Annotated in this window: 15 protein-coding genes; 3 read left to right on the top strand and 12 right to left on the bottom strand. The window is 32.6% G+C overall.

Translation table 11 applies throughout. The annotated features are described in order from the left end of the window. Positions 1–9: 9 nt before the first annotated feature. From ASF10_RS14085 to ASF10_RS14040, 10 genes are all read right to left on the bottom strand, one after another. Complete coding sequence (locus tag ASF10_RS14085; RefSeq protein ID WP_056250279.1) at positions 10–906, bottom strand: NAD(P)H-binding protein; 897 nt, start codon at positions 904–906, stop codon at positions 10–12. Positions 907–1,026: 120 nt separating this feature from the next. Beyond that, positions 1,027–1,806 (bottom strand): hypothetical protein, encoded by a 780-nt coding sequence (locus ASF10_RS14080; protein WP_198529591.1) that lies wholly within the window; start codon positions 1,804–1,806, stop codon positions 1,027–1,029. Positions 1,807–2,002: 196 nt separating this feature from the next. Beyond that, the gene (locus ASF10_RS14075) at positions 2,003–2,422 is read right to left on the bottom strand and encodes a hypothetical protein (RefSeq protein ID WP_056250278.1); all 420 of its coding nucleotides are present in this window, start codon (positions 2,420–2,422) and stop codon (positions 2,003–2,005) included. 136 nt (positions 2,423–2,558) lie between these two features. Beyond that, the gene (locus ASF10_RS14070) at positions 2,559–2,969 is read right to left on the bottom strand and encodes a hypothetical protein (protein ID WP_056250276.1); all 411 of its coding nucleotides are present in this window, start codon (positions 2,967–2,969) and stop codon (positions 2,559–2,561) included. An 81-nt stretch (positions 2,970–3,050) separates the two neighbouring features. Beyond that, a complete protein-coding gene (locus ASF10_RS14065) occupies positions 3,051–3,482 on the bottom strand; it encodes a GNAT family N-acetyltransferase (protein ID WP_056250274.1) in 432 nt (143 codons plus the stop codon). Positions 3,483–3,515: 33 nt separating this feature from the next. Further along, positions 3,516–3,905: a DUF1801 domain-containing protein gene (locus tag ASF10_RS14060; protein ID WP_056250271.1), complete on the bottom strand. Its 390-nt coding sequence runs from the start codon at positions 3,903–3,905 to the stop codon at positions 3,516–3,518. 268 nt (positions 3,906–4,173) lie between these two features. Beyond that, positions 4,174–4,818 (bottom strand): suppressor of fused domain protein, encoded by a 645-nt coding sequence (locus ASF10_RS14055; protein ID WP_056250269.1) that lies wholly within the window; start codon positions 4,816–4,818, stop codon positions 4,174–4,176. Between the two features lie 142 nt (positions 4,819–4,960). Next, positions 4,961–5,632 (bottom strand): carbonic anhydrase, encoded by a 672-nt coding sequence (locus ASF10_RS14050; RefSeq protein WP_056250267.1) that lies wholly within the window; start codon positions 5,630–5,632, stop codon positions 4,961–4,963. Between the two features lie 110 nt (positions 5,633–5,742). Further along, positions 5,743–6,642 carry an arginase family protein gene (locus tag ASF10_RS14045; protein ID WP_056250265.1) on the bottom strand — a complete coding sequence of 300 codons (900 nt, stop codon included), beginning with the start codon at positions 6,640–6,642 and terminating at the stop codon, positions 5,743–5,745. 70 nt (positions 6,643–6,712) lie between these two features. Further along, a complete protein-coding gene (locus ASF10_RS14040; RefSeq protein ID WP_056250263.1) occupies positions 6,713–6,901 on the bottom strand; it encodes a SymE family type I addiction module toxin in 189 nt (62 codons plus the stop codon). A 93-nt stretch (positions 6,902–6,994) separates the two neighbouring features. Between ASF10_RS14040 and ASF10_RS14035 the strand changes: the two genes are divergently transcribed. The 3 genes from ASF10_RS14035 (at position 6,995) to ASF10_RS14025 (ending at position 9,506) form a co-directional block, all read left to right on the top strand. Then, entirely contained in the window at positions 6,995–7,213 is a 219-nt protein-coding gene (locus ASF10_RS14035) for a helix-turn-helix domain-containing protein (protein ID WP_056250262.1), read from the top strand. 272 nt (positions 7,214–7,485) lie between these two features. Continuing rightward, positions 7,486–8,331: a hypothetical protein gene (locus tag ASF10_RS14030; RefSeq protein ID WP_056250259.1), complete on the top strand. Its 846-nt coding sequence runs from the start codon at positions 7,486–7,488 to the stop codon at positions 8,329–8,331. 14 nt (positions 8,332–8,345) lie between these two features. Beyond that, a complete protein-coding gene (locus ASF10_RS14025) occupies positions 8,346–9,506 on the top strand; it encodes a thiol-activated cytolysin family protein (RefSeq protein WP_056250258.1) in 1,161 nt (386 codons plus the stop codon). 67 nt (positions 9,507–9,573) lie between these two features. On the opposite strand, the gene ASF10_RS14020 is transcribed toward ASF10_RS14025, so the two are convergent. Then, a complete protein-coding gene (locus ASF10_RS14020) occupies positions 9,574–10,323 on the bottom strand; it encodes a DUF2314 domain-containing protein (protein WP_056250256.1) in 750 nt (249 codons plus the stop codon). Between the two features lie 182 nt (positions 10,324–10,505). Beyond that, positions 10,506–11,999, bottom strand: a complete 1,494-nt coding sequence (locus ASF10_RS14015) for a DUF1254 domain-containing protein (RefSeq protein WP_082472440.1) — start codon at positions 11,997–11,999, stop codon at positions 10,506–10,508. Positions 12,000–12,023: the final 24 nt, after the last annotated feature.

Raw genomic sequence — 12,023 nt, 5'->3', positions numbered from 1 at the left:
CTAAGGTACTTATTTCTGGTTATAAATTGCAGCAAATTCTTTGGCATAATCTGCCAGTTTTACTTTTCCCATAACTGTGGGTTTATTGCGTAAGTAATCTTCAGATAATAAACCGTTGTAAAGTCCGGCATACATTTCGACCAAACCTGCAGCTATTTTGGGTTGCATTCCTACATGTACCAAACCGTTTAAGGTTTCTTCGTCGCTGATTAAAACCCATTTTAAATCTGGTTTTCCTATTGCTTCGCCTAAAATGTGAGCTGTTTCATCGCCTGTAAGTTCTTCACTTGCTACATAACGAACGTTTTTTCCCTGAGGTAAATACACTATTTCTTCGGCAATTGCAGCGGCAATATCGCTTGGTGAAACCCACGGAATCATCCTGTCTCCGCCATAATTTGCGGAAATTATGCCTTGCGATTTAATCTGCGGAATATAAGGCAGTAAATTATAAAAGAAAGAAACCGGACGCATAAACGTAATCGAAACATCCTGAAGTTGGTTTAAAACAGTTTCGATTTCATTATAACGCTGGATAATTCCGGAATTTTGCTCTAAGTGTGCTCCAATACTACTTAAAAACACAACACGTTTTACGCCAGATTTCTGAATTGCTTCGGCATAATTATTTCCAATTGTGCGGGTAAAAGCGTCTAAATCCAGATTGGGGTCAAAATAATTTGCACGCGGAATCATGCAATATACGGCATCTGCGCCTGTAAAAACTTTGGTTAAAAATGCCACATCATTAACAGAACCTATTGCTGCCACAGCTCCAAGAGCTTCAATTTGGGCTTGTTTATCAATACTGCTGCTAATTACTGTAACTTCATGTTCTTTTTGCAATAATTCCTGAGCCAATGGCTTGCTGATGTTCCCTAAAGAACCTGTAATTGTAATTTTCATTTGTCTATATTTTTATAGTACAAAGTTGAGCAACATTCATCAGGCAGATTTAGCCAAAACTATTTTTATCGTAGTCTAAAAATGGGAATCCAAAAAAAGGATGAAATTAGATTTGTATGTCTATTCAATTCGTTTAACTACATTATCAAGATTATCAACGACAAGTTTAAGAATGATTTTATTATGAGGAAAATATTTTTGCATATCATCTCTTAATTGTACAAATGGTTGCGCGGCTATAGCGTCGTCTTTGACAGATTCATTGCATGAAATAGAAATTTCGTAGGTGTTATCGATTTTTTCCAGGTATACGTATTTAGTTATAGCATCGTCAAAAAAGAATGTTTTCTCAAAAGCAACAGCAATTTTATCTACTTCGTTTTCATTGATATTGCTTTGATAGGCAATTTCATGATTCATGGTTCCATATTTTTTTGTTGATTCGGCAAGTCTTCCGTTTGCAGCTTCTGTCAAAAATGAAATACTGAATACAGCACCAAGCAAAACCGAAATTCCTATAATCGAAATTAATAGCGTTCGCCACCAATTATAATGTTCGCCGCCATTCTCGATGTGTGTATTAATTTGTTTTTCCTGATATTTTTTGGTAAAATAAGCTGCGATTCCCATATAAATAATTGGGAAAATCATATTTGGAATATTTATATTTTCCGGAATCAAAAAAATCAAACCAAAGATAAAAATGGTTGCCAGAATCGTTATAATCCAGGTTTTTCGGGCTTTGTCGAAATCTCCAAAAACTTTAAAATTTTCTGCCATAAAATAACCGGCAACTAATGGACCGCCTAAAAAAGTGCCGACAGTAATTGCTTTTTCGGTATAAATTTTTTCTGTTGGTATTTCTTCAAAAACTGATTTTTCGATTACTGCTTCTTCCATATTATGAGTTGGCTTATTTATATTTTTTAGGAATTCGTTTATATTGAACGAAAATACAAATTAAAACCAGAATAGGGAATGAGAGAAAATAGAAAATAGAGAAAAGGAGTATAAAGGTTATAAAATAAAAGTCTGATTTTTTAAGGTTTAAAGATCAGACTTTTTAAGGTTTTTGTTTTGTTGTAATCTAACGTTTTTAGAATGCAGCAAGATTTATACGCGTATATTCTGCTGTGTAACAATCGAAACATTCATCTCTTAAGGATAATTTGTCGCCAAGAATGTTAAAAGATTGTACTCTGTTAATGTCATTTGCAATTGAATTACTTTGGGTAACTATCATTTTTCTAACGCCTCCAAAAATTGATTTTTTTATTTGAAAACTATAAGTCTGAGTATTTAATAAAGTACCATTTATATAGGTTTTTAAAGTATTCTCAGAAAATTCTAAAACCGTTTCTTGATTCGCAGGTATAGGATATGATGTGCCAGTTATTCCTCCAGAAGTATTAGTCAGTTTCCATTTGCCTTTTATTTCGTTTTGAGAGGAATCTTTATCATCATTACTGCAAGAACAAAATAAGACAACTGCGATTAACAAAAACAATTTTTTCATAGTTATAAATTTTACGTTGGTTTAATTAATAGATGTAAAATTTATTAAATGGTTGCGTTGTAGTTGTTTAATATCTTAAAAGAATTGTTTATTGTTTTCTTTTTGTAAAATTTAATGATGATATGTGTTAAATCATTTATTGGATCGAAAATATAATTACATCATCAAAATTTTCTATTTGTTCTATGATATACAAACTGTCATTAAAATAATCCATATCAAAATCGTCATCGCCCCAAATTTCAAATCTTTTATTGCAGGTTTGTAATTTTGCTTTATCAATAATGTTTTCATTCCAATCGAGTTCGTGTTCTTCTGCAAGTTCAAGCGCTTCTTCATTTACATATTCTTCTTGAGAATAGGCGATATACAAGCGATATTCATCTTTGAAAACAAGCTCGATTTGGTCATTATCAAGTACAATTTCTGGTTTATCTGCTGTTTCTGATTTGTTATAGAAAGTTTCTAAATTATTTTTTAAAGCAATGAGGCTTGCGTTAGAATCTGGGGTTATAAATGCTAAATAAGAGTAGAATGTATTGGCCATTATTATTTTCTTTTTTAAACGAATTTATGCAGTGATTATTGGTTTTGAATGTAAGGTGTAATTATAATTGATTTAGTGTTTCTATTTTAAATTTTCTGATAACTCAAATAATATATAATCTCCGTTTTCAGATGGTCCTCTTTCTATGGCAACAAATCCTTTCTTTTTATAAAAATCAACTGCTTTTGTATTCTCTTCTAAGCATTTTAACGTAATAGGTAAATTAGTTTCCTGAATTGCAGCTTTGAGCAATTGAGTTCCAACGCCTTTGTTTTGATATTTTTCGTCGAGATATAAATGATGAATAAACTTATTTGGCATCCAAATAGAGATAAATCCAATTGGAATTTCCTGATCTAAAGCAACCAAAACTAATTCTCCTTTTGTATGCTTTTCAAAATCGTCTAGTTTAAATTTTAAAGGATCCAGCCACGAGAACGTGTTTTTTCTCTCTTTTAAAAATAGTTTTCTTAAAGCGTCGTAATGATTTTTTTTGATCCTTACAATTTCCATAATAATTTTATTCTAACCTTATTTGTGCTTGTTTTATTTTAACCGAATTAAAATTCCTTTTCGTTTGATTAGGTTTTTATAATCCCATTGTATTTCCTGCGCTTTTTTGAGCCAGCGTTCTATATCGTCTATGTCGATTTGTTCCGGATTTATGTAGCGTGATTCTGCGGCTTTAAAAGAGCCTTCGTCGGTTAGTTTTTCTTCATCAAAAGATTGTCCGCTCCAGAATAATAACCTAACGCTTGCTTTTAGTTTGCTGTAACCCACGATAGGATTACCGTCTAAAAACCAAACCGGATGTGCGTGCCAAATCTTGTTTTCGGCATTTGGCAAATTTTCATCGATTATAGCGGCAAGTTTATTACAGATTTCCTGATCTGTAGAGTTTTGCAAATTATTGTATTCTTGTATTTCTGCATTCATAATAATACTTTTTTAAGGTTGTATAACTAGTTGAATGTGTTTGTTTTGATGCGGAATCCTTAACAAAGCTAAAATAATCTTTTTATTATAATAATTTAATTTAGAAATAAAATGTTCTTATAAAAACGGGTTTTGCGTTAGGGATAGAGGCGGTATCCTTTTGTGAAGAGAAACGGAACAAAAGATATAGCCGAAAGCCCGACCCGCTTTTTCTGCGGGTAACGCCCAAATAAAAATCCGACTTAGTTTTCTAAATCGGATTTCTGAGTTATTTTCTTGTCAAATCCGCAATCAATAACGGATTGTTTTCTTTGAGTTTATTTACTAATTCCTCTGCAGTTTCGGGATTTTCTACCAACTGATCATATTCAGCAGATGTGATTCCTACGATTTGCAAAAAAGTGACTTCGCCATGTGGAGTTTGTATTTTTTCTAACTCAGGATCTGCCACAAAAATCAAGGCTGTTATAGCAGTTTCAGTATCCAGTCGTATTGGTCCGTTTGCGGGCATATAATGAAATTCCTCAAACCAGTTTCCGCTGTCAAAAACATATCGGGCAATGTTTTGCAAGAGTGCAATTGCCCAACTTGGGTTTTCGTTATCCGGTGCAAAAGGTTTTAGTCTAAAGGTAAGTTCAAATCCCCATTTGCTAAATTCGCCGTCTAGTTTTTCTTCATTATAATACAATTCAGAAAAACCGTAGGTTACAAAATGCAGGTGGTCTGTTTGTTTTTTGCTTTCGTAAACGCTTATGCCGTCAAGCGGATCTGCGCCGCCAAGCATATAACTTATTGGCGGTACATAATGTTTGGGTTCCTGATTGGGATAAAGCTCATCTAGCTCTTTGTCTATAGACAGCCAGCCGACAGCATCGTCATCTGAAAATTGTTTTTTGTATTCTTCTAATGTCATGTTTTGAGCTTTAAATTGATATTATAAATTTAAAACTTTTTTTAAATTGTGCTAATAAAAATTAAAATACTGAACTTCCAAAACAAAAAAATCCGACTTGTTTTCACAAATCGGATTCTTATTCTTGATTTTTATCCTGCAATTATAACTGGATTATTTTTCCGGTATGAACGTCGTATTGCATTGAGACGATTTTTACTTTTTGTTTTTTCAACACAGGATTATTTTCTATAAGTTTTGCCGAGTGTTTGATATTAGCATTAATCGCGCCCAGATAATTGTTTATTTTCGGGTTGATTTTGTCGGCTTCGATTTCTTCATCTTCTAAAGAAATTGTTTCGACGATATTGTCGATATGATTAAAGTGTTTTTTATAAGATCCGTCTTTATCGTTGATATACGCTTTTATGGCACCGCATTCTGTATGTCCTAAAACTACGATTAGTTTAGTGTCTAAATGTTCTACGGCGTATTCGATGCTTCCCATGTCGATATCAGAAATTAAATTTCCGGCATTTCGTATCACGAACAAATCGCCAATACCCTGATCAAATACGATTTCTGGAGAAACCCTGCTGTCTGAACAGGTAATAATTACGGCAAAAGGTTTTTGGGAATCTTGATTTTCTAAAACAGATTTTTTGTTTTGATGCGGATGTATTGATTTTTGATCTAAAAAACGCTGGTTTCCAGACGTTAGTTTTTCTAAAGGTGTAAGATCTTTTTCAGTAGGATTATTACTTTGTGATTCTCCTTGTTTGCATGCAAATGCAGTAAAGAATATCAACGCTAATATTGCAATTTTTGTTTTCATGATTCAATTTTTTAAAGGTGTAATCTATTGTGGCTAATAGAATTATGCAAAATTACTTGCCTTTTTAAATTGAAATGACCAATAGAAGTTTTTATTATATCAAATAAAATCTAACTTTTATATGCATTAAAAGTTGTGCTAATATGATGTACAAATTCTTTTGTGTATTGTCCGGTGGGATCTAAATCCGGATCGAGAATTGTAATTTCGAGTCCGGTTAGTTTCTCGCTTTGAAATAAATAGGAGGTAAGTTCATTGAATTCTTCATAAGTAAGTCCGTCCGGAGTTGGGCTGTCGACACAAGGCATTATCGAATTGTTGAGAACATCAACATCGATATGAAGCCAGAATCCGTCCAGATTTTTAGTTTTTACTTGTGATAAAAAATTTTGAATGCAAGTTGCAATACCTTGTTTTCGCAATTCATGAAGACTGATATAGGTTGCACGCGAATTACGAATTTCATTTTCGTATTCATCGTCGTATTCGCGATTGCCTGCGCACCAAAGATTTTCTTGTTTTATATACGGGGATAAATTAAGAATATTGGTTAGTTTTTCAGATCCGTTTCCCGTTACGATAGAAGCTGCCATTCCGCCAACTCCGCCAGTTTCAGACAACGAAACATTCATAAAATCAGTATGACCGTCGAGATAAAATAATCCGTAGTTTCCTTTTTGTTTCAAAGCAATTGCGGGTCCTAATAATATGCTGCAATCTCCGCCAAGTACAAACGGAAATTTGTTTTGAGAAAGTAAATTGTTTATTAAATAAGCTTGTTCTCTGGCATAATTTACTAATGCGTTTGCGTTGAGAATATTAGTTTCCAGATCTCTTACATTGCTATATTTTGGGGCATCAAGTCTTAGAATGTCTTTGGGATCAATGGCTTTATGTAAATTATGTTTCCATAACCAGTCCGGCAATTTTTTTACGCCTGGTTCTTTTCCGGGTTGAGGTTCTTTTAAACCCAAATTTGATGGAAATTCAACAATGCATACTTCTTTCATGACTTTACTTATTTAGGTATAAAGTTATAAAAATATAGGCTTTAATTTTTGTTGAATTATTAAAATAAGATCATTTCGCTTGATTATCAATTGTAATTATGAGCCTGTTTATTTCTTGTGCTACATTTATCATTTGTCCTTCGTTGAAACCAAGTTTTTTAAGCCATTTGCCTTCAAGTTTTATTACCGGAATTTTTGTAGGCATATGTACTCCAGATTTGGACTTTGTGTGAATTTTTAGTGTTCTTGAATTTTTCATTGTCGTATTTTTATATGACAAATATAGTTAAAAAACCTAGTTGTCGTATTAAAATATGACAAATTTGTCAGCAAATTCTATGACATTTGATTTATGACACGAGATATATTGAAAAATAAAATTGGTAAGAGAATTATTCAATTAAGAGAAGAAAAGGGTTGGAGTCAATCCGACTTAGCGAGAGCGTGTAATAAAGATCGTCAATCAATTGAAAAACTTGAAAATGCAAAAGTTAATGCTACGATTTATACTTTGTTTGAAGTTGCAAATGCCTTAGAAATTACTTTATCAAAGTTGCTTGATTTCAAATAACGAATTTCAAGAATAATTTAATACAATAAAAAAATCCGATTTGTGAGAGCAAATCGGATTTTTTTTTGTCTTAAATACTACTTAAATAAAAGAACATTATGTATGTTTTTCTAAATTTTAAAAACTCATTTTCTGAAATAAAACTTGAATTTTTTAGAAAATAAAAAGGCTTTTAGAAAATAAAATACAGACCGACCTTATTCTATTATTCAAAAGACTTTTAGCGGATAAAAATGATATTATAAAGCCATTAATTTGAAAAAAATTTAATTATGAAAAAATATCTCTTTTTTATTCTAGTCGGTTTTGCTTCCTGTAGTGAAGAAAACAATTCAACAGAAACCATTCAGCATAATGAAGCCAATTTTATTTTATCTAAAAGTAATGATCGTTCAGTTTGGAACAATATTCAGGTAGGAGAAACACTAAAATTTGATGTAAAAATCAAAGATTTTGATTCTTCGCCTGATGTTGTTTATGTATTGAAACCAATAACAGCTGATGCAACCAGACATCAACAAAACAAAATTGATTATAATTTTCAGGAAGAAATAAAAATAACTTCTTCGCTTATGTCCGAGTCTGTTGATGATCAATTTGTTAAGCAAACGCGAGATAGTATTATCGTCAAATTTGCAAATTCTTCATTTTTTGTTTCGATTTTAAAACCCGGAAATTTCACCCAACAATATGAGCTTCGCAAAATGCTGGCAAATAAATATGTTGCGGGATCAACTCAGGAAATATTGTTTTCTGCAGTAAAAATCGAAATGTATACCTGGAATGAACAAACATCTAATTCTTCCATGTTTGGGAATTCTAAACACAGTCGTTACTATGAATTTACAATTGATGATGGTGACCAGACGAACGACACGTATTTAACAGACAGTGACTCTAAACAAAATAGCTATACAGCATTATATAATGATAAAAAATTTAATGGCAACATTTCTATAAATAGTGTAATGACTTTTAGCGAAAAAGTAAATACTGAAAAAGGTGCGCAAATCGTACCTAAATGGACATTATCTGAGCTTAAAATAACACAAAAAAGAAATCATGAACCTGATAATATCATTACATATAGCAATTTGACTATTAAACAAAAACAATAACTTAAAACAATAATATGAAAAACCTAATGAAAAAAAACGCCATTTTAGCTTTGGCAATTAGCGCTACATTATTTATCTCTTGCAGCGATGATAATAAAGACAGTGATTCTAACGCTACTTTAGAGAATTTGAAATCCGTAGTTTTTGAGAATAAACCGGATAATGTATTAAGTTCTAAAAAAACGGGAACGCAGGAACTTAATCCTACGACTGGCAATAATGAATATGTTTATCTTACTGAAGTAGAAAAACAAACCACACTTTCTCCTCTTTCTATTATAAACGAGGCAAATCTGGATGTAATTTATCCGGGAAGTATTTTACGTGGTTCCAGTTTTATGAATGCAACTTATGATCCGTTAGTACTTAAAAATGCTTTTAAACCAGTTACTTTATCAATGTCTTTAAGAGGGGAGTTAGTTAACGCAATTACTTTGCCCATTCCTAGTGACGTAAGAAATACAATTAATGGGTTAGTTGGTAAAAATAAAAATTTTATTGATTATGATGCAATACCAACCTATTATGAATATCAAAGTGATGAAATTACGACTGAGAATAGTTTTAAAAAAGCACTTGATGCTCATTTGAATGTAAATGTATTAGGTGGTTTAGTAAAAGTAAATTTTGGTTATACACAAAATAGCGGCTCAACGAATACTAAATCTTATGTAATGGTAAAAGTAAGACAGCGTTTGTATAGTATGACTATTGATCCAAAATATTATACAGACTGGATTGATGGAGATATTAACACTAACAATTTTGGAACTCATGAACCGGTTTATGTGAGTAATGTAGATTATGGAAGAGTTGCTTATATATTAATCGAAACCACCAAAGATGAGGCTTATAATAATATGATGGTTAAAGCATCTGTTGGTGTAGCATTAAAAGTGGTAGATATTGGTGTTGATGTAAACTACTCTGAAGAGTTCAAAAGATTGTTTGCGCAAAATAAGGTAAAAGTTATGATTGTGGGCGGACCTTTGTCGTTAGGAGGAAAAGTTACAGATTATAATAGTTTTGTAAATTTCTTGCAAGCGCCTACTCCTAATGACCTAGTTTCTTCATCTGCTCCAATATCATACAAAATACGCAGATTAAAAGATAATACTGAAGTAGAAGTAAAAGAGATGTACACAGAACAATTTAAAGAGTTAAAAGCAAATTAAGCATTAAAAACAAAAAGCCAATCCTTATCGATTGGCTTTTTGTTTATTGTAAAACATTTTAAAAAATTTAATTTAAGATTGGAATTAAATGTTCCCATTTAAGTTGTTCTGCAAAATCTAAAGCAGTTTTATTGTTGTGTGTTTTTGCATTTACATCTGCACCGGAATCAATTAATACTTTTACAGTTGTACTATTTCCTGCAATTGCTTCGCGATGTAAAAAAGTATATCCTAATTCGTCCTGAGCTGTAAGTTCGTCTGGATTTGTTTTTATAAACTCAATAAGACTTTCCTGCATGTTTTTGCTCATTGGGTGTTCTATCAAATTTTCTGGCTTTTCTTCTTGTTCATAAGCAACCAGAATATCATTGTAATCACCAAAATTTAATCCCCACGCTTCATCATGTTGTTCTCTTTCTGTTTCGTCCATTTCTGATCGCATGGCGTGTATCGTGAAACCTCCGTAGGTTTTATCCTGAGTTGCAAATAACCAGTCGCTTATTTGATTTACCGGAATTTCTACATAATCACCATTGCTAACATTTGTTAATTCGTCAGGATCGTTTACTAAAATGCCTTTTATTTTTTCGCCATCAAAATTGATCTCATTGATCCACATATGTTCTACTATGGTTTCGTTATCTATTTCCTGAGTAAAGGCAAGTTTTACGCAGGCAACATTAAGTGCGGGAACTATACGGCGATACTCCCAGGATAATTCTCTCCAGAAATATTTAAAAGTTTCTTGTGCTTTTTTGAATGCTTCAATCATTTTTGGACTTTCTCCGTCTGCAAAAAATATGGGTGTGTTTTCCATTACTGATATTTTAGAATAATTATTTCTTATTACGTAAATATAGTTTTTTTGCTACAAAATGAAAAAGAGTTTTTATTGATTTTAAGATTTTTTGTTTCGTTAGCCTTAATAAATCAAGAGAAATTTAATTTCTAAAAACAAAAAGAATCTGAATTAATGAACAGGGTATTTTCTTTTTTATGTTATGTTTTTATTACTCCTGGAGGTGTCCATTCGTTTTTAATTGTTTTTTCTTCAGGGCCATAACATCGAAAGTAAAGACAGAAAATTCCTTTTGGAGAAGGCAACCAATTGGCTTTTTTGTTCCCTTGAGGTTCAGAATTTTGTATGCATATAGTAAGAGATCCGTCAGGATTATATTTTAGATCCTTATTTTTTGTGCCCAATGAATAACGCTTTAATGTATTAGGCGAAAAAAAGTGATGTTCATCATATAAAGTCAACGACCAAAATCCTTCTACTGGAGGCATTTTATCTTTCGCAAAAGTTACTGTGTATTTATTTGCACCATTTAGCCTTACCGCATTTGCATCAAGATCCTGATAGAAATATTTTGTTTCAGCACCCGCATTCACCAATATATTCGATTTTGCAATTGCGGTACGAGTAAAATAATCAGTTCCAAAAGCGGCGCAGTTATTCGCAGTCGACCAATTATGTGCAAGTGGAATTCCCCAATTGCGAAATTGTAATAACGGATCTATTAATTCTTTTTCGGCTTTATGGGCTTCTTCAATAATTGCTTTTTTTAATACAGGATCCTTTTTTGCAGCTTCAATTACAGCAAGTACTTGTGCATAACGGGATTCTTCGCCAGGCAAAGGTGGAGCATCTTTAAGAACAACAGGCAGTTCATCAAAAAAAGTATCAGGAAAAACCCATTTGGTTTCACCTGTACCGCCATCTTTTGTAGGGGAAGACAGAGAAGGAAGTTTGCTCCAGTCGTTTACTTTCATTTTTCCATCATATTTATCTAAAGCATATACATCAATATTATTTATGATCTTTTGTATTGCTTTTCTGTCTTCGGGATTATCATCCTGAAAAACTCGTGGTACAATAAAAGCAGTTCCTGTTTTGCTGCGAAAGGTTTTTGTAATTCCTTTAGGAACTTCGCCTTTCCAGTTTGGACCTGTCAATAAATAAAATCCGGGTTTTGTTCCGTACATTTTGCCCAATTGTGCAAAAGCATCTGTTCGCAAATCAACCACTTGATATACCCAAAAACGATCACCAAAATCAGGCACTTGTATCACAACCGGAGTTTCGTCGAGTGCAGCAATTGCAGCGCCATATACTACATCCTGATTGGGGCAGGCAACCCAGCGCTGTTCAGGTTTTATGTAATCGTGCAGCATGGCTAAAGAATTAATTGGTGCAAAAGGCAATACGCCGTTCATTAGTCCAACTTTTGGAGATTGTTTAAAAGCCAGACGCCGATTATAAATATTTTCCATTGGCCATGCCCAGAAATAAGCATCTCTTGCAACCTGACGCGCGTAAGACTCTGTGATCTTAACATTTGCATCTGGTCCGGGTGGAAGTTGTTTTAAACTTGTTGTATCAGTTTCTGTAGAAGCTGAGGTATCTGTAGTATTGCTGTTTTCTGTTTTTTTTGTTTGATTACAAGCTATTAAAAACAGTAATGGTAAAAACGAAAGAAGAACTTTTTTCATAATGGCAATTTATTAGGGATTATA

The organism is Flavobacterium sp. Leaf82 (assembly GCF_001422725.1).
GTDB lineage: Bacteria > Bacteroidota > Bacteroidia > Flavobacteriales > Flavobacteriaceae > Flavobacterium.
The sequence above is the reverse complement of the archived record's forward strand: the minus strand, read 5'-3'. Positions and strand labels throughout refer to the sequence as shown.